Here is a 22032-nt window from a genome sequence, read left to right as displayed (position 1 = left end):
CCTGGTCACGGCTTCCACCGCGCGATGAGCTGGCCCGCCGCCGTGAAGCGGTACTGTCCATCGAAGGCGCCCTGGCCGAAGAGGGCCAGCACCTGCTCGTAATAGGCCGTGGGCCGCAGGGGCCGCGCTTCCAGGCGCATGCGCTGGGCTTGCAGGGCCTTGTCGTCCCCTGCGGCGCGCAGGAAGGGCAGCATCGCGGCCGAAAAGCCCGAGGGTGCGGGGCCCGAGGCCTGCCCGGTCAGGATGTCGATGGATTCGGGCGGATAGCCCTGGTCGCGCACGTAGCGGGCCATGGGCGCCAGGGTGTCGAGCAGCGCCTTGCGGCCCGGTGCGTCAGTGTGCATCATGCCGGCCCACAGGTAGACGCGGATGGCGTTGTAGGTGCCCTGGCCTTTCTCTTTGCCCTCGGTGTCGACGAGGAAGCCCTGTTTGGCGTCGTACACCGTCCAGTCGGGCGTGAAGCCCTTGGGCGACGAACCGCGGATGACCTTGAGCGAGCTGTCCACCAGCAGCTTCCACTGCGCATCGGCGTCGCCCGCCGCCAGCCAGTGCATCAGGTGCATGGGCATGTAGCTCGGGTTCAGGCGCCAGCGGCCGTTGGGCTGTACAAAGCCCTTGGGTGCGGGCAGCAACGTGGGGCCCAGTCCGGGGATGTCGGCGGTCTCCTCGCGCAGCACGCGCGCGGCCAGAAGGGCCGAGAGCGCGCGGTAGCTGCGTTCGTTCCACAGCCGACCGGCTTCGCCCAGCGCGTAGGCGATCCACAGGTCGGCGTCGGAGGCGGCGTTGGCGTCAATCACGCCCCAGGTGCCGTCAGGCCGCTTGCCCCACAGCCATGCCGGCAGGCGCGCCGTCATGTCGCCGGCGCACAGGTTGTTCTCGGTCCAGCGCAGCAGCTTGTCGAACATCGGGCGGTCGTTGGCCACCAGCGCGAAGAACAGCGCATAGCCCTGCCCCTCGGAATAGGTCTGCCCCCCCCCATCGTCATCGGAGACCACGCGGCCGCCCTCGTTGATGAACTGCGCCTTGAAGGCATCCCAGGCAGGCCAGACGGCGCGGCCGGCGCCCGCCTGCTGGGCCAGAGCGGCCGGCAGGCAGGCCAGCAGTGCGGCACCGGCTGTGGCCTGCAGCGCAGTGCGGCGTCGGAGGGAATCAGTCATTGCGTTCCGCCAGTCGGCGCCGGGCCATGCTGCGCAGCGCGGCATAGACGATGAAGGTCAGCAGCAGGCCGGTGCCGATGCCCACCAGGGCCAGCAGCAGCGGATGGCTGTGCATGTGGAACCACAGGCGCTGCCACCACGGCAGGTCGCCCACGTAGTACACCGGCTTGATGCGAAAGCTCTCGATGGCGTCGCCGCGCATCAGGCCCAGGTCGCCGCGCAGGCTCTTGATCTTGCCGGCATCGTTGAGGCCCAGGCTCAAGAGGGCCATGGCCTCCTTGTCGGTGGCCGTGAGTGCCACCACGCTGCGCCCTGCCGACAGGGGCGACTCGAAGCCGGTGACGGCGGCCAGCGGGCCATTGCCCTGCAGGATGGCCTGGCCGCCCGATGCCGACAGGCGCTGGTTGGATTCGAGGTTGAACAGGTCGATGAAGGAGCCCATGGCGCGCTCCAGCGGCTGCACGGAGCGCGCGCCCGCGGCCAGCAGGGCCGGCAGGTGGCTCTGCCACTTCTGCAGCAGGCCGTCGCTGTCGGCCTGGGAGATCACGAGGATGTCGGTGTCGGCGGCCTTGTCGGCCTCGGCCGCGCGCAGCAGCTTGAAACGCGTGCCGGGGTAGCCGGTGGAGGCGCTCATGCGGCCCACGGCGGTGAGGAAGACTTCCACGTCCGCCGTGGTGGGCTGGTTGGGCAGGATGATGGAGGTCTGCGCCAGGTCGGGTACCCGCGTGAACGGGAAGCCGCTGTTGGCATAGGCCGCCAGGTTGGGCATGGCCAGGTAGTGGCGGAAGGCCGTGAGGTCGATGGTCGACTGCGGGTCGATGGCGGCGTACAGCTCCGTCGGCGGTGCCGAGCGGCAGCGGCCCAGGTCGTTGGGCGGGATCTGGAAGGCGAACTGCAACTGGTTGTCGCCGCCGATCATGAAGGCCGGGATCTTCAGGTCCGAACGCGTCTGGGCATTGCCATCGTCGAACAGCGGCAGCATCACCGTGCTCTTGCCGCTGGTGCGGTCCTCGCGCGACTGCAGCGGGTAGGACTGGATGAACTGGTTGTTGATCGAGATGTTCAGCGCGCCGTGGTCCGACACGCTGTTGGGCGTGTAGCGGTAGGTCAGGTCCAGCGGCACGCCCTTGGCGTTCCAGGTGAACAGGTCGGGCGCCATGCGCGTGTAGACGTTCACCGTGTCGTTGAGCACCGAGCCGCGCAGCTGCAGGTCGGCCGCGCTCTGCACCAGCTCGGCCAGGCGCACGGGGCGCTTGGTGGTGATCCAGCGCGGGGCATCGTAGGGCTTGGCCAGGGCGGGGTAGTCGAGCGACTTGACGGCGATGCTCTGCCCCGACAGTACGGCCTTGCCCAGGGCCAGGGCATCGGCGGCCATCTGCACCTGCGCATCGTCCTGGCCCAGCACCAGCAGCAGCTTGGCGCCCGGAACCTCGGGGTGGGGCACCACGGACAGGGTGGGCTCGGTGACCGGCGCCATCGCCTGCAGGAAGGCGGGGCGGTTGTCGTTGGTGGCCAGCACGACGGCATGCTGGCGTGGCAGCTGGTTCTCGAACACCGGGAACTGGTTGCCGCGGTAGCCGGCGAGCATGCCGATCCAGCTGGCAATCGAGCCCGATGCCTTGAGCGTGCCCGTAGTGGGCTTGGCGCCGTACACGAAGGGCAGGTTCACCGGCCGGTTGTCGCGCGGGTCGAAGAACGGGGCGGGCAGCAGGGCCAGGTCGTCGCGCAGCGGGATCTGGCGCAGCGACAGGTCCAGCTGGCTTTCATTGCTGATGGTGGCCCACAGGCTCGAATGGTTGGGCGCCTCGCATTCCATCGTGTAGTGGCCGATGAACTGGAAGCGAAAGCGGTTGTAGTCGGTGAAGTAGCGCGGGTCGATGTTGAGTTCGACCGTCTGCGGCGTCCCCAGGCGCTCCTTGTCGAGCACGATGGTCTGCAGCGTCTCGTCGTTCAAGATCACCTTGAGGTGCGACAGGTTCGGGATCAGCGCCGGCGAGAGCGTGAAGGTCAGGCGCAGCCGGGCGGCCTCCACCACTTCGTCACGCCGCACACCCACGCCGACACTGGCTTCGCTCTCCACGCCACGCAGGGAGATGGGGCGCGCCAGGCCCAGGTCCTTGAGGCTGGTCTTCCACTGGCGCAGGGGCAAGGCGGGTGCGGTGGGCTCTGCCGCCGTGACCGTTGCGGGGCTGTCGGGCACCGGGGCTGCGTTGCGGGCCGCGCGGGCCTTGGCCCGCTCCCTGGCGGTCGATTCCTTGGCGGGGCCCGTCTGGGCGTTGGCCGTGGGAAGGGGTGCAGAGACCAGGCCCAGGGCCATCAGCGCAGCCAGCAAGGGAACTGTTCGGGTGGTGTATCGAGAATTCACGGGGCTTTGAAGGGTTCTGGCGGTTGGGTGGTGGAGACGCCCGCGACGTGCCTGCCGACGATGTCATCTGTATGACAAAGTGTACCGATGCATTTTGGCTATGGAATGGCGGAAGACACTAGTTTGCAATTAACACGGAGGCATTGAGGGCCTTGCGCAGGGGTACGCGGGAAAGTGCCTGCTGGATGCAATTTCTGCGCAAAAATCTGTCGCGCCAAATTCACGCTGGCTTTTGTCGGGAACCAGGGAGGCTTCGGTGAGGGGCGAACGCAGGCACGGCGCGCAGGCTTCGCGCGTGCATCCCGGGCGGCGAGCGTGGAGAGCAAGGGGCGTGATCGGTGGCGTGCGCAGACCGGGGGGCGGGGCATCGGCAGCATCGTCGGCGGCGCCAACAAAAAAGCCGACACTACGTTTTGTAGTATCGGCTTCATGTGCCTTGCGGCTTAGATTTGGTGGGTCCTGAGTGACTCGAACACTCGACCTACGGATTAAGAGTCCGCTGCTCTACCAACTGAGCTAAGAACCCAAATCTTTTAATGATCTGTCTGCGTTGCTGCAGAGCCTCGAATTATGCACTAGTTTTTTCAGGGTTGGCAAGTCGGGGCAAAAAAATCTTCATTGCATCGCATTGCGACTGGCCAGTTCAACGAACAGTCCGCTGTGGTCCAGCTCGCCCAGGCCATGCTCCACCCCCTGGGCATACAGCGCCTCGAAGAGTGCCGTGATGGGCGCGTCGAAGCCGATCTCGCCGGCCGTCGCCAGGGCGTTGCGCATGTCCTTGAGCTGCACCGTCATGCGGCCCTGGGGAGCAAAGTCGCGCTCCACCATGCGCTGGCCGTGCAGTTGCAGGATGCGGCTGTCGGCAAAGCCGCCGCCGATGGCCTCGCGCACCTTGGCCATGTCGGCCCCGCCCTTGGCGGCGAACAGCAGCGCCTCGGCCACGGCACCGATGGTGATGCCCACGATCATCTGGTTGGCCAGCTTGGCGAGCTGGCCCGCGCCATGCGGTCCCACGTGCGTGGCGCGCCCGAAGGCGGCGAAGACGGGCAGGGCACGGGCGTAGTCCTCGGGCCGCCCGCCGGCCATGATGGCCAGGGTGCCGTTCTCGGCGCCCACGGTGCCGCCGGAGACCGGGGCATCGAGGTGGGCGATGCCCATCTCGCCCAGGCGCGCGGCATGGTCGCGCGCCTCGCGCGGCTGGATGGAGGCCATGTCGATGAACAGCGCGTCGCGGCGCAGGGCCTGCGCCGCGCCCAGTTCGAACAGCACCTGGCCCACCACGGGGCCGTTGGCCAGCAGGCTGATCACCACGTCCGCGCCGGCCACGGCAGCGCGCAGGTCGGAGTGGACGGTGATGCCCGAGGCGGCGAGCGGTTCGGCCGTCTCGCGCGTGCGGTTCCAGGCATGGACCTCGTGGCCGGCGGCGCGCAGCCGGCGCGCCATGGGCGCGCCCATCATGCCGATGCCCAGGACGGCGGCGCGCAGGGGAGGGGTGTTGTTGTTCATGGTGTCTGTCTCCTGGTGCGGTTGTCTCTGGCGCCATCATCGGCGGTTTTCGCGCTGCCAGCCTGTCATCGGGCTTGCAGTCGGCGCCACTTGCCGGGATGATGTAACGAGGACGACGAGGAGAACAAACCCATGGCCCTGGACACCAAAACGCCGCACGACCCCGCCTGGCTCGAGCTGATGTACAACAACCGGGCGCTGGTGCCCGAGCACGTGAACTACTTCGCCCGCTGGGCCCAGGAATCGGCCCAGGTGCGGGCCGATCACCCGTGCGTGGCCGACCTGGCCTATGGCAAGGGCACGCGCGAGACCCTGGATATCTTTCCCACCACCCAGCTGCCGCCCGGCTCCAGCAAGGGGGCTCCGGTGCTGGTTTTCATCCATGGCGGTTACTGGCGCGCGCTCGACAAGTCGGACCATTCCTTCATCGCGCCGGCCTTCAACCGCGAAGGTGTCTGCGTGGTGGTGGTCAACTATGCGTTGTGCCCCGGCACCCCGGAGGCCCCGGTCGGCATTCCCCAGATCATGCGGCAGATGGAAAAGGCCATCGCCTGGATCTGGCAGAACATCGGGCGCTATGGCGGCGATCCGCACCGCATCACGGTGGCCGGGCATTCGGCGGGGGGGCAACTGGCGGCCATGCTGCTCACCAGCGTCTGGCCCCTGATCGGCAACCTGCCCGATGGCGCGGTGCGCAGCGCCCTGTCCATCTCGGGCCTGCACGACCTCGATCCGCTGATGCACACACCTTTCCTGCAGGAGACGCTCAAGCTCACGGAACAGCAGGTGCTGCAGTACAGCCCGGCACGCCTGCAGGCGCCCGGCCAGGGCATGCTGTACTGCGCCGTGGGCGGCGATGAAAGCCCGGAGTTCATCCGCCAGGCGCGGCTGGTGCAGGACGCCTGGGGCTCGCACGCCGTGCCGCGCTGCCAGGTGCAGGAAGGCCTGAACCACTTCAGCATCGTCGATGCGCTGGCCAAGCCAGGGCACGATGTGCACCACATGGCCTTGATCCTGCTGCGGGCCTGAGGTTGTCCCGGGCCCGGTGAAGAACGGGCGTGCTTACATTAGCAGGTGCTCGCCCGCGTTGTCGCCGCCCAGGATCACGTAGTTCACCTTGCGGATGTCCATCAGCTTCTTGCCGCCGGCGTAGCTGATGGAGCTTTGCACGTCCTGCTCCATCTCGATCAGGGTGCCCGCCAGCTTGCCCTTGATGGGCTCCAGGATGCGCTTGCCCTCGACGTGCTTGTACTCGCCCTTGTTGAAGTCGCTGGCCGAACCGTAGTACTCCTTGAACAGTGCGCCGTCCACTTCCACGGTGTTGCCGGGCGATTCCTCGTGCCCCGCGAACAGCGAGCCGATCATGACCATGCTGGCGCCAAAGCGGATGCTCTTGGCGATGTCGCCGTGGCTGCGGATGCCGCCGTCGGCAATGATGGGCTTGGTGGCAACGCGGGCGCACCACTTGAGCGCCGACAGCTGCCAGCCGCCCGTGCCGAAGCCCGTCTTGAGCTTGGTGATGCAGACCTTGCCCGGGCCCACGCCCACCTTGGTGGCGTCGGCGCCCCAGTTTTCGAGGTCGATCACTGCCTCGGGCGTGGCCACGTTGCCGGCGATCACGAAGGCCGCGGGCAATTTGGACTTGAGGTAGCCGATCATGTTCTTCACGCTGTCGGCATGGCCGTGCGCGATGTCGATGGTCACGTACTCGGGCGTGATGCCTGCAGCCGCCAACTGGTCCACGGTGTCGTAGTCGGGCTGCTTCACGCCCAGCGAGATCGAGGCGTAGCAACCCTTGGCGTGCATGTCGCGCACGAACTGGACGTTGTCCAGGTCGAAGCGGTGCATGACGTAGAAATAACCGTTGAGTGCCATCCAGGTGCAGATGGTCTCGTCCACCACCGTCTTCATGTTGGCCGGTACGACCGGCAGGCGGAAGGTGCGCCCGCCCAGCTCCACGCCGGCATCGCATTCCGAGCGGCTTTCCACCCGGCACTTGCGCGGCAGCAAGAGAACATTGTCGTAGTCGAAGATTTCCATGAGATTTCCAAGCTCCATAAAAGGACGCCGCAAAACAATTTCCACGGCGGTGGGCGCTTGGCTTGGAGACCGGTTCCGTGGCTGCGACCGTGCTGGCCGCCGCGAACCCTGCTGTGCGCAGGCACAAAAAAACCGGGCTGCAAGAAACTTGGGCCCGGTGATTGATTCTACCCGCGCCAGCGGGCGCCGGTATATCCCTACTGTTATCCCTTCAATAGGAAATGGTGTCTACGGCACGCAGCGCGACTGGGCTGCGTCGATGATGCGGCCGTCCCTGTCCTGCACCCAGCCCACCAGGCGCAGGCGGTCGGTCTTGGCGCCCTCGGGGATATAGATGGGGCGTGAGTCACGCCAGCCCGAGCGCTCGCCCTTGGACAGGGTGTGCGGGTTGTCCAGCGCGCGCTGGTACACATTGCGCACCAGGTGCCGGGCCACCGGCGAGCCTTCGGCACCGGCGGGGAGGGATTCCACCAGCAGCAGGTAGAAACCGCCCGCATCGGGCCCTGCCGCAGGGGTCGCGCCCCGCGTGGGCACAGGAGAGAAGGCGATGGAAGCGCCCAGGTAGTCGTTGAACGCCGGCCCGTGCGACACGCGCAGCCGGCTGCCCTGCACGCCCTGCACGGGGGCGGTGTGCACGTCGGTCGCCGTGGGCGCCGTGCGGCCCAGGGCGGCCAGCCGCGCCAGGGCATCGCGCGTGGCGGCGGCCGACAGCGGGGCGTTGTCACCCTGGGTGCCGGGCACGATCCAGTCCAGCACCAGGGTGCCGGGCGCCTTGGGGGCCGGGGTGGCTTTGTCGGCCCAGCAGCTTTCGCAGTCGGCGCTCACGAAGCGCTCGAACAGCGCCACGGGGCGGGGCACGCCGTCGCTGCTGCAGCTCGACTGGGCTGCGAGGTGGGGCGCATGCAGGGCCAGCAGCATGGCTGCGGCAAGGGCAATGTTTTTCATGGCGGGCGGTGGCGCTTTCTACAATGCCCCCATGTTCCCACAAGACCTGTTCCCGGGTGCGCCAGATCCCCTGGTGCCCCCCACGCCCGCTGCACCATCGGCTGTACCGCCCCTGCTGGCCAATCTCAACCCCGAACAGCTCGCCGCCGTCACCCTGCCAGCGGGGCATGCGCTGATCCTGGCGGGTGCCGGCTCGGGCAAGACCCGGGTGCTCACCACGCGCATCGCCTGGCTGCTGCAGAACGGCTACACCACGCCCGGCGGCATCCTGGCCGTGACCTTCACCAACAAGGCCGCCAAGGAAATGGTGGCGCGCCTGTCGGCCATGCTGCCGGTGAACGTGCGCGGCATGTGGATCGGCACCTTCCACGGCCTGTGCAACCGGCTGCTGCGCGCGCACCATAAGCCGGCCGGGCTGCCGCAGTCCTTCCAGATCCTGGACACGCAGGACCAGCTCTCGGCCGTCAAGCGCCTGTGCAAGCAGCACAACGTGGACGACGAGCGCTTTCCGCCCAAGCAGCTGGCGTACTTCATTTCCGGCTGCAAGGAAGAGGGCCTGCGCCCGGGCGACGTGCAGGCCAACGACAGCGACACGCGCAAGAAGATCGAGGTCTACCAGCTCTACGAAGAGCAGTGCCAGCGCGAGGGCGTGGTGGATTTCGGCGAGCTCATGCTGCGCAGCTACGAACTGCTGCGCGACAACGACCCGATCCGCGAGCACTACCAGCGCCGCTTCGCGCACATCCTGGTCGACGAGTTCCAGGACACCAACAAGCTGCAGTACGCCTGGCTCAAGCAACTGGCGGGCAACGACAGCGGTGGGCGCTTCGAGGCGCGGGGCAGCGTGATCGCCGTGGGCGACGACGACCAGAGCATCTACGCCTTTCGCGGGGCGCGCGTGGGCAACATGGCCGACTTCGTGCGCGAGTTCGATGTGCAGCAACAGATCAAGCTCGAGCAGAACTACCGCAGCTACAGCAACATCCTCGATTCGGCCAACGCCCTCATCAGCCACAACAGCCGCCGCCTGGGCAAGAACCTGCGCACCACGCAGGGCCCCGGCGAGCCGGTGCGCGTGTACGAGGCCACCACCGACCTGGCCGAAGCGCAGTGGATGGTGGACGAGATCCGGCAACTGGTGAAGAGCGACGGCTTCGAGCGCAAGGAGATCGCCGTGCTCTACCGCAGCAATGCGCAGAGCCGGGTGATCGAATCGGCCCTGTTCAATGCCAGCGTGCCCTACCGGGTGTACGGCGGCCTGCGCTTCTTCGAGCGCGCGGAAATCAAGCACGCGCTGGCCTATCTGCGCCTGTTGGAGAACCCGCACGACGACACCAGCTTTCTGCGCGTGGTCAACTTCCCGCCGCGCGGCATCGGCGCGCGCAGCATCGAGGTGCTGCAGGACGCGGCGCGTGCCGCCGGCTGCTCGCTGCACGACGGCGTGAGTGCCGTGCCCGGCAAGGCGGGGGCCAACCTGTCGGCTTTCGTCGCCATGGTCGACGTGCTGCGCGAGCAGACCGAGGGCATGAACCTGCGCAAGATCATCGAGACCATGCTGCAGTCCTCGGGCCTGGTGGAGCATTTCCGCGCCGAGAAGGAAGGCGCCGACCGCATCGAGAACCTGGAGGAACTGGTCAACGCGGCCGAAAGCTTCGTCACGCAGGAGGGTTTTGGCCGCGATGCCGTGGCCCTGCCGGTAGACGAGCTGCGCAACGACCGCCTCACGCAAAGCCCGGCCAGCCAGGGGCTTGACCCCGATGCGCCGGTGGCCGACGAGGCCCTGCCCACCGTGGCCGGCATCGTCGATGCCGACACGGGCGAAACGCTGTCGCCGCTGGCGGCCTTCCTCACCCATGCGGCGCTGGAGGCCGGTGACAACCAGGCCCAGGCCGGGCAGGACGCCGTGCAGCTCATGACGGTGCATGCCAGCAAGGGCCTGGAGTTCGACGGCGTGTTCATCGGTGGCATGGAGGAGGGGCTGTTCCCGCACGAGAATTCGGCCAACGAGCGCGAGGGCCTGGAGGAAGAGCGCCGCCTGATGTACGTGGCCATCACCCGCGCGCGCAAGCGCCTGTACCTGAGCCATTCGCAGACACGCATGCTGCACGGCCAGACGCGCTACAACATCAAGAGCCGCTTCTTCGATGAACTGCCCGAGGCGGCGCTCAAGTGGATCACGCCCAAGCAGCAGGGCTTTGGCACCTATGCGCCCAATGCAGGCAGCAACACATTCGGCCAGCGCGATCGCAGCCCATTCGGCTCCGGCCGCTCGGAGCAGTTCGCCAGCCCCCCGGTGCCGGTGCAGAAGGCCGCGCCCTCGCATGGCCTGCGCGTGGGCCTCGCGGTGTTCCACACCAAGTTCGGCGAGGGCAAGGTGCTGGCGCTGGAGGGCACGGGCGACGATGCGCGGGCCCAGGTGAGCTTTCCGCGCCACGGAACCAAGTGGCTGGCGCTGTCGGTGGCCAAGCTGACCATCGTCGATTGACAGGGGTGAAGGCCCTGGCGCGGCCTGCTTTTTGACGCCCTTTTCTGACAGACAGCGCGGGCCTTGGCCGCAAGAATGGACGCTCCAGCGGCCTGCGCGCGCGCCGTCCGGCGCAGGCCCTCTGCTTTGACGGCCAGGAGGTCCCGCCCATGCTCCGCCATCCATCATCCCCACTGTCGCGCGCCGCCCTGGCCGGCGCCTGTGCCCTGGCGCTGGCCCTGGCCCTGGCTGGCTGCGACAAGGTGCCCAAGCCCAAGGCCCAGGAGGCGCCGGCCCCTGCCCCTGCCGCTGCTCCGGCACCTGCGCCTACCCGGTAGCGCGCTGCCTTTTCCAGCCAGCGGCGGCCCGTTCAGTCCACCTTGATGTTGCGTGCCTTGACCACGCGGCTGTAGATCTCGGCATCGCGGCGCACCATGGCCGCCATCTCGGTGCGTGTCACGCCCAGGGGCTCGCTGTGCAGCTCCTTGATGCGGCGCGACAGGTCGGGGTCCTTGCTGGCTTCGACCAGCAACGCGTTGAAGCGGGTCAGGATAGGCTGCGGCGTGGCGGCGGGCGCCCAGATGCCGTGCCAGGACATCATCGAGAAGCCCGGCATCACTTCCGACAGTGTGGGCACATCGGGCAGGGCCGGGTGGCGCGTGGGGCCCGAGTAGGCCAGTGCCTGCACCTTGCCGCTGCTGATGAGCTGGTAGCCGGTGGCGATGGGCTCCATCAGCGTGTCCACCTGGCCGCCCACTAGGTCGGCGATGGGGCTGGCGCGGTAGGGCACGTGCAGCATGTCGATGCCGACCTCATCCTTGAGCGACTCCACGATCAGTTGCGAGGGGCTGCCCGCGCCGTACGAGGCGTGCGAGTAGGTGCCCGGCTTGGCCTTGGCGGCGGCTACCAGGTCCTTGACGGTCTTGGCGGGGAACTTGTTGGTGGCGATCAGCACCAGGCCCTGGCGCATGGTGGTGGCCACGGGCACTAGGTCCTTGTCAGGATCGAAGGGCAGCTTGCTGTAGATGAAGGGGTTGATCGTGAACGCCGTGGACAGGTTGTACACAAAGGTGTAGCCGTCCGCAGGCGACTTGGCCACCGTGTCCGAAGCCAGGTTGCCGGCCGTGCCGGGCCGGTTGTCGATCACCACGGGCACGCCGAGCTTCCTGCCTGCGTACTCACCGTACATGCGGGCGAAGATGTCGGGCGGCGTGCCGGGTGCAAAGCCCACCACGATCTTGATGGGCTTGTTCGGCCATTCGGCCCCCTGGGCCAGGGCCTTGCCGGCCAGCAGCGCCCCGGCGGCCAGCACCAGCATCGTCTTCATCACCATTGTTCTGCGCATTCTTGTCTCCTGTCGCGGGTTCGTGTCCGCTTGTGTGGTCTGTTCGCTTCGCTCGTTTGCCGCGCAACGCCGCCATGGCGTGCACCGCACCGTGTGGGTCTGTCCGTCAATCGATGGCATCACTCCTTTCGTGCCGGGCATGGCTGCGCCAGAGCCGCCGACTCCGGTGGGCGGGCTGTGGGAGGGGCATGCGTGGCCTGTGGGTCGCTATCAGTCCACCTGGGCGCCGGAGCGTTTCACCGCTTCGCCCCACTTGGCGATCTCGGCTGTGCCGAACGTGGCCATCTCTGCGGCGGTCATGGCCGCGGATTCAATGCCCTGCGCGGCGAGCTTCTCGCGCACCTCGGGCTGGGCCAGCACGGTCTGCGTGGCATCGCGCAAGGCGTCGCGCTGCGCGGCCGGCATCGAGGCGGGCGCATACAGCATGAACCAGGCGACCAGGTCGAAATCCGCCACCCCCTGCTCGGCCAGTGTGGGCACGTCGGGCGCGGCCGCGCTGCGCTTTGCGCTCGATGCGCCCAGCGCGCGCAGCTTGCCCGCGCGGATGTGCGGCAGCACGGCGGCCGGGTGGTAGAACATGAACTGCACGTTGCCGCCCATCAGCTCGGTCAGTGCCTGCGCGCCGTCGCGGTAGGGCACGTGCACGAAGTCCTTGGCCAGGCGGATGTTGAGCGTCTCGCCGGCCAGGTGGCCCGAGGTGCCGTTGCCCGCCGAGGCAAAGCTCACCGACTTGCCGCTGGCCTGGCGCAGGTCGGCCACGTTCTTCCATGGCGCGCTGGCCGGCACCACCAGCAAGGTGGGCGTGGCGCCTGCAAAGCCCAGCGGCACGAAGTCGCGCAGCGGCTGGTAGGGCAGCTTCTTGTACAGCGTGGGGTTGATGGCATGCGTGCCCACAGTGCCCAGGAGCAGGGTGTTGGCGTCGGCGCCCGCACGGGCCACCATTTCGCTGCCGATGGTGCCGCCCGCACCGGGTTTGTTCTCCACGATCACCGTCTGCGCAAGCTGGCGGCCCAGGGCCTCGGCCAGCACCCGGCCCACGATGTCGGTCGAGGTGCCGGCGGCAAAGGGCACGAGCAGCTTGAGGGGGCGGCCATTGCCCTGGGCGCAGGCCCCGGCGGCCAGCAGCGCCAGGGTGGTGGCGGCAAGGATGTGCCGGCGCTTCATGGGGCCTCTCCAAAGCCATCGGGCAGGCTGCCCTCGTACTGCAGCTCGCGCGTGGCCTGGTACGACAGCGCGAAGCCGCTCGGCGTCTCGGCCTCTTCGGCCAGGTGGGCGATGAGCCCCGCCGTGCGCGCCAGGATGGGCACGCCGCGCAGCGACGCGACCGGAAAGCCCACGCCCATCAGCACTGCAGGGATCGCGGCCGACACGTTCAGGCGCAGCTCCTTGCCGACGATGCCGGGGATCACCTTCTCCAGCGCCAAAGCGATCTGCACATAGCGCAGGTCGGCACCCGCTTCGGTGGCCACGGCGATGAGCCGGCCCACGCGCGGGTCCACCTCCTTGTGCAGCGGGTGGCCATAGCCCGGGATGGAGCGGCGTGCGGCCTTGAACTCGGTGACCACGGCCGTGGCCGCATCGTCGAGCGTGGCGCCGGCATCGACCCGCGCCGCCACGTCGGCGAACATGCGGCCCGCCGTTTCCGATGCGCCCAGGATCACCGAGCCACAGCCCAGGATTCCGGCGGCCACCGCGCCTTGCAATGCATCGGGCGCTGCGGCGAAGGTCATGCGGCTGGCCTGCACGCTGGGCACCAGGCCGTGCTCGGCAATCGCCACCAGGGTGGCGTTGAGCACCGCGCTGCAGGCCGCGTCGGGCCGGCGGCCGGTGAGCAGCAGAAAGAAGTAGTCGGCGAACGAGATGTGGCCGATCAGGTCCTGGCACAGGTCCTCCCCGCGCACGGCGATGGTGTGCTCGTTGGAGGTGCAGATGGCCGTGCGCGGGACGGTGGATTTTCCGATTTTCATGGAGCGGCTTTCAGGCGTGTTGCGGTTCGAGGCGGAAGTCGTAGTGCGCCGACCACCAGGGCGCGGCCTGTGCGCTGCCGTCGGGCGCCTGGCCGGCGGGGTGCTGCTCGAAATCGACGACCAGGCTGGGGCGCACGCCGAACACCGCGTCCGACTCGATGTACGGGCTGCCTGCCACGAAGAGGTGGGTGGTGACCGGGGCATGCCCTGGCGCCGAGACCATCATATGGATGTGGCCGGGCCGGTTGGGGTGGCGGCCCATGCCACCCAGCATGCGGCCCACGGGGCCATCCACCGGCACGGGGTAGAAGCTCGGGCGGATGGACCAGAACCAGTAGCGGCCCTGCGCATCGGTGCGGATGCGGGCGCGCGCGGCCATGCCCGAGCCTTCCACCTGCATGTCGTACACGCCTTCGCCATCGCCCGACCAGATGTCGAGCAGCGCGCCCGCCAGGGGCTGGCCGTGCGTGTCGGTCACGCGGCCGCTGTAAAAGGTAGGTTCGCCCTTGACGCCTTCGGACAGGTTGGCGCCCAGCGGCAGTTCGGGTGCGCCTTCCCAGTAGTAGGGGCCCTGCACCGTGGCCTCGGTGGCTTCGGTCATGCGCTGGCTGCCCTTGGCGTGGGCGGTGGCACGCAGCTGGTCGAGCATCACCACCATCATCGAGGCGCCCAGCGTGTCCGACAGCAGGATGAACTCCTGGCGCTGGCCGGTGCAGGCCTTGCCCACGGCGGTGAGGAATTCGATGCCCTGCATCCATTCATCGGGCTTCAGGTCCACCTCGCGGATGAAGGCATGCAGGTGCGTGACCAGCGATTCCATGATCTGCGCGAAGCGCGGGTCGCTGGCGCCGTCCAGGCGCTGCAGCACGGCCTGGGTCAGCTCGTTTTCGTTCGATGGGGTCATGGGGTCTTGTCTCCTTGTTTTTTGGGGGGCGGTTTGCGGGTCAGAGCGCTTGCCCGAGCCGCTGGCGTATCGGCCCGACGATGGCTGCGTTGTCGGCCCCCAGCGTGGGGGGCGCCGTGACTTCCAGGGCGCGCTCGCCATCGAAGCTCACGGGCGAGCGGATGGTGCGCCACTGGCCGCCTTCGGGGTGGGGGGCGCTCACTTCCAGCTGCAGGTGGCGGGCCTGGGGGTCTTCCATGGCCTCGCGGGTGTCGTACATGGGGGCATGCGGCACGTCCTCTGCTTCGAGGCGCTCGCACCAGGTGCTGCGCGTCTGTTCGCGGAACAGGCCGCCGAGCAGCGCGATCAGGTCTTCCTGGTTGGTGATGCGCGCCTCGCGCGATGCAAAGCGCGGGTCGTCGAACAGGCGCGGGCGCTCGATGGCGTTGGCCAGCCCTTGCCAGAACTTCTCGGGCGAAGACATGTGCAGCGCGATCCACAGACCGTCGGCGCATTCGAGCACGTAGGACTGCGAGACGCTGGGCCGGCTGTAGGGGCCCATGACCTCGTCCTCGGAAAAGTAGTGCGTGAACGCGTCGAGGTTGAAGTGGCACATGGCTTCGAGCATGGACACCTCGACCTTGCGGCCCACGCCCGTGCGCCCGCGCTCGACGATGGCGCCCAGCACGCCGTAGGCGGCATAGAAGCCGGTCATCGCATCGGCCAGCGCCGGGCCCACCACGCGGGGGTTGGCGGGGTTCACCAGCAGCTTGAGGAAGGCGCTGGCGGCCTGGGCCACGGTGTCATAGGCGGGGCGCCCTGCGGCCGGTCCGGTCTGGCCGAAACCGCTGATCGCGCAGTACACCAGGCGCGGGTTCAGGCCGCGCAGGCGGGCTTCGCCCGCGCCCAGCCGGTCGGCCGCGCCGGGGCGAAAGTTCTGGATGTAGACGTCCGCATCCTTGATCAGCTCGTCGAACACGGCTGCATCTTCGGGCAGCTTGGGGTTGAGCGTGATGCTGCGCTTGTTGCGGTTGTAGGTCTGGAAGTGCGGGCTGTACAGGCCGCCGCGGAAGGCGCGGAACGGGTCGCCTGCGCCGGGCTGCTCGATCTTGATGACCTCGGCCCCCAGGTCGGCCAGGAACATGCCCGCCGCCGGGCCCGTGATGAATGTGCCTTGTTCCAGCACCTTGATACCGCTGAGGACTTTGTGCACCTCGTTGTCTCCTGTTGTGGGTCTTGGGCCGCCCGGTCTTCAGGGCTGGCCTTGTGGGTTGGAGGCGACTGTAGGCGGCGCGGCGGATTCCTGGAAATGATTGTTTTTCATGGTTACCATCGATCGCATCGATCAACCACCGGTGGCACCGCCATGGAACTGAGGCACCTGCGCTACTTCATCGCCCTGGCCGGCTCGCTCAACTTCACGCGCGCGGCCGAGCGGCTGCATGTCACGCAATCGACGCTATCGCACCAGATCAAGCAGCTCGAAGAGGAGATCGGCGCGGCGCTGTTCGACCGCGCAGGCAAGCGCGTGGCGCTGACCGGTGCGGGCGACGAGTTTCTGCACTACTGCACCAAGGCCCTGCACGAGATCGACCTGGGCCTGGGTGCCCTGCGCCAGAACGGCTCGGAGGTGGCGGGCGAGCTGCATATCGGCTCCACGCACACCTTCAACCTGGGTTTCATCCCGGGGTGCATCGCCGCCTTCCACGAGCGCCACCCACGCGTGAAGGTGGTGGTCGAAGAACTGTCGGCCGACCACATCGCCGCGCGCCTGCAGCAGGGCACGCTGGACCTGGGCATCGCCTACCGGCCGGCTGCGCCGGGGCCGCTGCAGTTCGAGCCGCTGTACAACGAGGAGATGGTGCTGGTGGTGGCCAAAGGACATGCGCTCGCCCGGCGCAAGCGCGTGCGCATGGTGGAGCTGCACCGCATGCCCATGGTGCTGCTGCCTGCGAGCTTTGCCACGCGGCAGATGCTGGACGAGTGCTTTCGCTCCTGCGGCGCCGAGCCGCAGGTGGTGGCCGAGATCAACACGCTTGCGCCCATGATGGACCTGGTGGGCAAGACGCAACTGGCGTCCATCGTCGCGGCCAATGTGGTGTCAGCGCATTCGGGGCTGGTGGTGGTGCGGCTCGAAAGCCCCACGCCCGTGCGCACGCCGGGCATGCTGTGGTCGCCGCTGGCGCGCGAGTCGGCACCTACGCGGGCGTTCTCGGCCATCGTGCGCAAGCTGGCGCTGCGCCGCAGCCTCAAGGACGTGGCCCAGCGCGCAGGCCGGGCGGCCTGAAACGCCCACCCCCTGGGGGGTGTCAGGCGAACCTTACCCAGTGGTTGTCCATGCGCGCGCCCGTGAGCTCCTTGGCGTGCGCATGCGTGAGGGGGCTGGGGGAGCGCGCGTCTTCGAGGGTGTGCGATACCCCGGCGGCCCACAGCCGGCCACTGCCCACGGCGAGCGCGCAGACCTCTTCCAGCCCCACCAGGGCGCGCCACTGGCCATCGGGCGTGAAGGTGGCCACGCCCTGGCTGCGCGGGCAGCTCACGGCCCAGCCCTCGGCGGTGCTGGCGATGCTGCCGCCGTAGCCCGCCATCGACTGCCCGGCGGGGCACAGGCGCAAGGCCTTGCCGTCGAACAGCGCGAGGATGGGCGCGGCCGCCTTGTCGGCCGCCTCGCCATGCTCGGCCTGCAGGGCAATGCCCAGCACCGTGCGCTCGGCATTCCAGGCCAGGTGGCGCAGGCTCAGGCGCGCATCGGGCAGGCGCCACTGGCCCTGCAGCTCGCCGCTGTCGCCATGCAGCTGCACGATGCTCGAATCCATGGTGTGCAGGTCGCGCTTGGTGCGACCGGTCTCGGGGGCGGTGGGCACGCCGCCGTTGGCCACGATCAGCGAGGGCTTGGCGCCCTGGGCGGCGGGGGCCCAGATCAGCTCGTGCGCATCGATGCCGTGCGTTGTCCACTCGTCCACGGTCTCCAGGCTGCGTGCGTCGCGCCTTGCCACGAGGCTGGTGCCTGTGTCGATGTCGGTCTCGGTGGTGTAGAGATGGCGGCCATCGGCGCTGGCGATCACATGGCCGTTGAACGAGCGCGTGGCATCCACCCAGTGCCACTGCGCCTTGTCGGCGGGCTGGCCCGGGTGCCAGCGCACCAGCCAGTCGCCGGGGCGGCGCGCGCTGGCGACCATGCTGCCATCGGGCAATTGGCTGAGGCCATGGGCGCGTGTGGGCACTTCCAGCACGTGGCGTACGCGCAGCGGCGAAGGGCCGCCGGCCTGGGCCGCGAGCACGCCGATGCGGTAGCTGCCATCAGCATGCTGCCAGGCGCCCAGCAGTTGCATTTCCGAACCCCGGGGAGTGGCGTGCGCAGCCAGGGGCACGGCGGCCAGACCGCCCATCAGCACCAGCGCCTGGCGGCGGCTCAGCGATACATGCACTTCAGTCTCCGTCTGCGTCTGAAAAGCCGATGCTCACTTGCAGCGCTGGGGCAATCTCTGCTTCGGCCAGCCGCTTGAGCGCGGCCAGCTCCCTGGACGCCTGCAGCACCCGTTCGCCACCCGCCTTGCCGGTGGCACCGGACTGGTCGATGGCCTGCAGTGCCTTGTCCACGCGCTGCGTGGTGGCCAGCAACTGGTCGGCCAGCGGGTTCAGGCCGCGGCCACGCAGGTAGGTTTCCAGCGGCACCAGGGCCTCGCCGGGCGTGGGGGTGGGTGCGCTTTCCGGCAGCACGGCCAGGGTGCGCAGCGCGTTCCACTCGGCCTGCCAGGCGGCAGAGGCCTGGCCGCTGGCGGCGCGCGGGTACTCGGGCGTGCGCGTGCCCTGGGCGGCGCGCAGCGGCTTTTCCATGTGCGCCCAGCGCAGGCGCTCGATACCGCCGACCCACTGGTTGATGAACTCGCCCATGGCCGCGGTGGAGCGCTCCTGCTCGCCCTCGGCGGCCCAGTCGGTGCCGGCGGCGGCGTCGAAGGCACTGGCCACGGCCACGGCCTCGCGCTCGATGTCCAGCGCCACCTCCACGGCGTAGCTGCAGGCGGCCGACCCAGGGGCCACGGGCTGCGTCCACAGCAGCCATTCCAGCGCCGGCAGGCCCTTGGCAGGTGTGCCGATGCGCTCGAAGGCCTTGGCACCCTGGGGCTGGGTCTTGATGGCGCGTTCGATCAGCGCCGGGCGCGTGGGCGCAAAGTCCATCTGCCGCTGGGTGCGGCGCGCGATCACCGGGCCCACGGCCACGGCGCCCAGCGTCTCCCAGGCCATCGTGCTGCGCTGCCAGGCGCTGCGGGCGCCGGTGAGGGCTCTGGCCGACTGGCCGGCCGGTGCCTCGCACAGCGCGCGCACGGCCGGCGCCAGCGCCTGCGCGGCCGTGGCCAGCTCCTGCGCGCGCGGCTTGCCCCAGTGGCCGTACAGGCTTTGCAGCGCGTGCGTGGTGTCGTAGAAGGGCACGGCGTTGCGCTTCCAGCCGGTCTGGGCCTGGGCTGGCAGCAGCAGCGCGCCCAGGGCCAGGGCGGCGGCGGCCGCGCGAAGGGAGGGGTGTTTCATAGCGACTCCACGAACTTGACCAGCGCATCGCGCTCGGCCTTGTTCATCTTCAGTACCTGGTCCTTGGCGGCCTCGGCTTCGCCACCGTGCCACAGCACGGCCTCGAGCACGCCGCGCGCGCGGCCGTCGTGCAGCAGCCGGGTGTGGCCGTTCACGTCCTTGATCAGGCCCGTGCCCCACAGCGGCGGGGTCTTCCACTGCCGGCCATTGGCGGCGAAGTCGGGCCGGTTGTCGGCCAGGCGCTCGCCCATGTCGTGCAGCAGCATGTCGGTATAGGGCCAGATGCGCTGGCCCGACAGGGCCTTGCTCGTCAGGTGCGGGAAAGGACCTTCCTTGGTGACATAGCTCGGCCGGTGGCAGGTGGCGCACTGGGCCTGCGCGAACAGCGCCTGGCCGCGCAGCACCTGCGCGTCCTTGGGGTTGCGGCGTGCGGGTGGCGCCAGCGTGGCCTGGTAGAAGACCACGTCGTCGAAGGTCTTGTCGTCGATCTCCACACCCGGCTGGCCCTGCGCCGCGGCGCTCTTGCCGCTGGGTGCGGCCAGGCAGTCCTTTTGCGTGGGGGTGCAGGTCTCGTTGGCGAAGTGCTTCGAGGTGATGCCCATGTCGCCCTGGAAGGCGCCGCCGGTCTGGTGCGCGATGGTCGCGACGTTGCCCTTCCAGCCGAAGCGGCCCAGCATCATCCGGCCCGAGGGCGCATCCCACACCCGGTTGGGCACGCCCTTGATCGGGCCGCCTGCTGCGGCCTGGTCGGCCGCGTTGGCCAGGATGTCGGCCTCGGCAATGGCTTCGAGCAGGCCCACGCCGATGATCTGCGGCGCAATGCGCGGGCTCGCCATGATCTCGGGGTGCATGGGGCCGTAGCCCAGGTCGGCAAAGCCATAAGTCGGGTCGAGCAGTTCGTAGCGCGTGCCGTCGGCGAACCGGCCCTTGATGGTCTTGTAGCGCAGAGTCACGCGGCCCTCGGGCTTGACGCCCTGCACAGCCGCGTTGTTGAACTGGTCGCCGTACACCGGGTCGTGCTTCGGGCCGCCATGGGCGTCTGCGCCCGGGATGGACAGGCGGATCAACAACGCCACCGTGGGGTCCTTGGTGTCGCCCAGGCGGTTGAAGAGGGCCGGCGGCTCGCCCCGGCCGTCCTGCACGTGGCAGCCGCCGCACGAGCGCGCGATGAAGTGCGGGCCCAGGCCGTCGCGCGCCTTGGTGGAGGCCGGTGCCTCGACCCAGTTGCGGCGGAAGAACGAATTGCCGATCACGAAGCGCGTGCGCTCTGCGTCATCGAGGTTGGCGGCCGGGAACGAGAAGGCATTGCGGCCCGTGGCAAACACCGTGGTGTTGCCGCCGACCTTCTCGCCGAGCGGGTCGGCAGGGGTGTCGGCCATGAGGCCGCCCAGGGCCGCAAGGCCGATGCTGGCGACCGCCAGGCGCAGGGCGCGCCGGCGGTAGGGGGCTTGCAAAAGGGTCATGGAACGCAAGGAAGGCGCAGTCGGCCTCAGGGTTGGACCAGCGTGAGCTTGGTGATGCCGATGGCGTTGGCGGCTTCCACGAGGTCCTTGCTTTGTTGGGTCAGGCTGTCGATGGTCTTCTGGATGCGCTGGCGGCCCGGCGCATCCTTGCCGCCGATGATCTCACGGTCGAACGGCGCCTGGATGCCTTCGGCCGCCGCCACCGAAGCAGCGATCTGCTGGCTGGTCTTGTCGGCCAGGGCCGGGTTCCGGGCGGCGACGAGGTCGCGCAGCGAGGCACCCTTGAGCATGCTGCCATCAGCGCGCTGGTACTCGCCCAGCCACACATTCTGGATGCCCTTGGCATTGGTCACGGCATCGCGGTGTGTGTTGTCCGAAAAGCACGAGTGCTCGTCTTCCTGGTCCTGGCTGTTCACGGCCACTTCCAGGCGTTCGCCAGCCAGCTCGCCGCGCGAGAGCGAGCCCAGTCCCACCAGCATCTTGCGCACCGACTCCATGTTGCCCTTGGCGAAGCGGGCGCGGTAGTTGGACTTGCCCTCGGGTGCCCAGGACTTCACGAGGAAGGACAGGTCGTCGACCAGCAGTTCGGTCACCACCGTGAGGTACTGGCGGCGGCGGTCGGCGTTGGGCTTCTTGCCGTCCACGAAGTCTTCGAAATTGCGGTTGCCCGGCCCGGTCTCGGACAGGTCCTGGCCCCACAGCAGGAATTCGATGGCGTGCCAGCCGGTGGCGATGTTCTCCTCGCCGCCGCGCTCGTTCTGCGCCGCCAGCGCCTTCTTGGTGATGGCGATCTTGCGGTTGTTGATGAGGCCGGCCTGGGGTTTGCCTTCGACGCTGTCCACATACGATTCGTCCATGGGCCAGGCATTGATCTGGCCCTCGGGGCCCTTGTCGTCGTCGATCGGGCCGCCGTAGAAGCGGAATGCCTCCGTCTGGCCATAGAACTCGCGTGCTGCCAGCCAGGTCTTGCGCGCCTCGGCCAGGGTGTCGGCCGACGGCTGGGCCGTGAAGGCCTTGATCGCGGCCTGCATGGCTTTGGCGCTGGTCAGCGTGTCTTCGTAGTTGGCATGCACCAGCGTGGCGTACTGCGCAGCCACTGCGGCGGCGGTCACGGCCTGCGGTGCCTGGGCGCTCGTGCCTTGGGCCTGCGCCACACCCGGAACGCCCAGGGGGCTCGCGGCGATCAGGGCCACAGCCAGGGTGGTGGTGTGCAGTAGCGTGGTTTTCATGCGCTTTTTCTCCAGAAACAAACGAAGACGATGACGGGGCGGCCGGCCGCCGCAGGCGATGCGCCTGCGGCGCAGACAACGGGTGGGAGTCAGGGCGCGCCGGGTAGAAAGCAGGGCAGGGCAAGACCGGTGGTCCTGGTT

General features: G+C 68.6%; 17 protein-coding genes, 1 tRNA gene and 1 pseudogene. 4 read left to right on the top strand and 15 right to left on the bottom strand.

What is annotated here, in order from left to right:
* Positions 1–5: 5 nt before the first annotated feature.
* The 4 genes and pseudogenes from bcsZ to U5N23_RS32000 form a co-directional block, all read right to left on the bottom strand.
* Positions 6–1157 (bottom strand): cellulose synthase complex periplasmic endoglucanase BcsZ, encoded by a 1152-nt coding sequence (gene bcsZ, locus U5N23_RS32015; protein WP_322596704.1) that lies wholly within the window; start codon positions 1155–1157, stop codon positions 6–8.
* The gene (bcsB, locus tag U5N23_RS32010) at positions 1150–3489 is read right to left on the bottom strand and encodes a cellulose biosynthesis cyclic di-GMP-binding regulatory protein BcsB (RefSeq protein ID WP_322596703.1); all 2340 of its coding nucleotides are present in this window, start codon (positions 3487–3489) and stop codon (positions 1150–1152) included. The genes bcsZ and bcsB overlap by 8 nt, the downstream gene beginning before the upstream one ends.
* Positions 3490–3972: 483 nt before the next feature.
* Positions 3973–4048: transfer RNA gene (locus U5N23_RS32005), tRNA-Lys, on the bottom strand.
* Positions 4049–4137: 89 nt separating this feature from the next.
* Positions 4138–5037, bottom strand: a pseudogene (locus U5N23_RS32000) (NAD(P)-dependent oxidoreductase); the annotation flags it as partial.
* 123 nt (positions 5038–5160) lie between these two features.
* Between U5N23_RS32000 and U5N23_RS31995 the strand changes: the two are divergent.
* Positions 5161–6057: an alpha/beta hydrolase gene (locus U5N23_RS31995; protein ID WP_322596701.1), complete on the top strand. Its 897-nt coding sequence runs from the start codon at positions 5161–5163 to the stop codon at positions 6055–6057.
* 33 nt (positions 6058–6090) lie between these two features.
* Here the strand turns inward: U5N23_RS31995 and U5N23_RS31990 are convergent, their stop codons facing one another.
* Both U5N23_RS31990 and U5N23_RS31985 read right to left on the bottom strand, forming a co-directional pair.
* Complete coding sequence (locus U5N23_RS31990) at positions 6091–7068, bottom strand: GMP reductase (RefSeq protein WP_322596700.1); 978 nt, start codon at positions 7066–7068, stop codon at positions 6091–6093.
* A gap of 228 nt (positions 7069–7296) precedes the next feature.
* The gene (locus U5N23_RS31985; RefSeq protein ID WP_322596699.1) at positions 7297–8013 is read right to left on the bottom strand and encodes a hypothetical protein; all 717 of its coding nucleotides are present in this window, start codon (positions 8011–8013) and stop codon (positions 7297–7299) included.
* A gap of 31 nt (positions 8014–8044) precedes the next feature.
* Here U5N23_RS31985 and U5N23_RS31980 point away from each other — a divergent pair, with 31 nt between their 5' ends.
* Together U5N23_RS31980 and U5N23_RS31975 are read left to right on the top strand one after the other, a co-directional pair.
* A complete protein-coding gene (locus U5N23_RS31980) occupies positions 8045–10498 on the top strand; it encodes a UvrD-helicase domain-containing protein (protein ID WP_322596698.1) in 2454 nt (817 codons plus the stop codon).
* Positions 10499–10647: 149 nt separating this feature from the next.
* Positions 10648–10815 carry a hypothetical protein gene (locus U5N23_RS31975; protein WP_322596697.1) on the top strand — a complete coding sequence of 56 codons (168 nt, stop codon included), beginning with the start codon at positions 10648–10650 and terminating at the stop codon, positions 10813–10815.
* Between the two features lie 32 nt (positions 10816–10847).
* Here the strand turns inward: U5N23_RS31975 and U5N23_RS31970 are convergent, their stop codons facing one another.
* From U5N23_RS31970 to U5N23_RS31950, 5 genes are all read right to left on the bottom strand, one after another.
* Positions 10848–11822: a Bug family tripartite tricarboxylate transporter substrate binding protein gene (locus U5N23_RS31970; RefSeq protein WP_322596696.1), complete on the bottom strand. Its 975-nt coding sequence runs from the start codon at positions 11820–11822 to the stop codon at positions 10848–10850.
* Positions 11823–12032: 210 nt separating this feature from the next.
* The gene (locus U5N23_RS31965) at positions 12033–12986 is read right to left on the bottom strand and encodes a Bug family tripartite tricarboxylate transporter substrate binding protein (protein ID WP_322596695.1); all 954 of its coding nucleotides are present in this window, start codon (positions 12984–12986) and stop codon (positions 12033–12035) included.
* Positions 12983–13789 (bottom strand): citryl-CoA lyase, encoded by an 807-nt coding sequence (locus U5N23_RS31960; RefSeq protein WP_322596694.1) that lies wholly within the window; start codon positions 13787–13789, stop codon positions 12983–12985. The genes U5N23_RS31965 and U5N23_RS31960 overlap by 4 nt, the downstream gene beginning before the upstream one ends.
* Positions 13790–13799: 10 nt before the next feature.
* Entirely contained in the window at positions 13800–14693 is an 894-nt protein-coding gene (locus U5N23_RS31955) for a dioxygenase (RefSeq protein WP_322596693.1), read from the bottom strand.
* 40 nt (positions 14694–14733) lie between these two features.
* Positions 14734–15885, bottom strand: coding sequence for a CoA transferase (locus U5N23_RS31950; protein ID WP_322596692.1), 1152 nt, complete (start codon positions 15883–15885; stop codon positions 14734–14736).
* A 153-nt stretch (positions 15886–16038) separates the two neighbouring features.
* On the opposite strand from U5N23_RS31950, the gene U5N23_RS31945 reads away from it, so the two are divergent.
* Positions 16039–16959 carry a LysR substrate-binding domain-containing protein gene (locus U5N23_RS31945; protein WP_322596691.1) on the top strand — a complete coding sequence of 307 codons (921 nt, stop codon included), beginning with the start codon at positions 16039–16041 and terminating at the stop codon, positions 16957–16959.
* A 22-nt stretch (positions 16960–16981) separates the two neighbouring features.
* Here the strand turns inward: U5N23_RS31945 and U5N23_RS31940 are convergent, their stop codons facing one another.
* The 4 genes from U5N23_RS31940 to U5N23_RS31925 are packed head-to-tail and all read right to left on the bottom strand — an operon-like array spanning position 16982 to position 21891.
* The gene (locus U5N23_RS31940; protein WP_322596690.1) at positions 16982–18100 is read right to left on the bottom strand and encodes a DUF1513 domain-containing protein; all 1119 of its coding nucleotides are present in this window, start codon (positions 18098–18100) and stop codon (positions 16982–16984) included.
* A 1-nt stretch (position 18101) separates the two neighbouring features.
* Positions 18102–19199: an imelysin family protein gene (locus tag U5N23_RS31935; protein WP_322596689.1), complete on the bottom strand. Its 1098-nt coding sequence runs from the start codon at positions 19197–19199 to the stop codon at positions 18102–18104.
* Complete coding sequence (locus U5N23_RS31930) at positions 19196–20662, bottom strand: di-heme oxidoredictase family protein (RefSeq protein ID WP_322596688.1); 1467 nt, start codon at positions 20660–20662, stop codon at positions 19196–19198. The genes U5N23_RS31935 and U5N23_RS31930 overlap by 4 nt, the downstream gene beginning before the upstream one ends.
* Positions 20663–20688: 26 nt before the next feature.
* The gene (locus U5N23_RS31925; RefSeq protein ID WP_322596687.1) at positions 20689–21891 is read right to left on the bottom strand and encodes an imelysin family protein; all 1203 of its coding nucleotides are present in this window, start codon (positions 21889–21891) and stop codon (positions 20689–20691) included.
* Positions 21892–22032: the final 141 nt, after the last annotated feature.

Source organism: Acidovorax sp. (assembly GCF_034519795.1).
Taxonomy (GTDB): Bacteria; Pseudomonadota; Gammaproteobacteria; order Burkholderiales; family Burkholderiaceae_C; genus Acidovorax.
The sequence above is the reverse complement of the archived record's forward strand: the minus strand, read 5'-3'. Positions and strand labels throughout refer to the sequence as shown.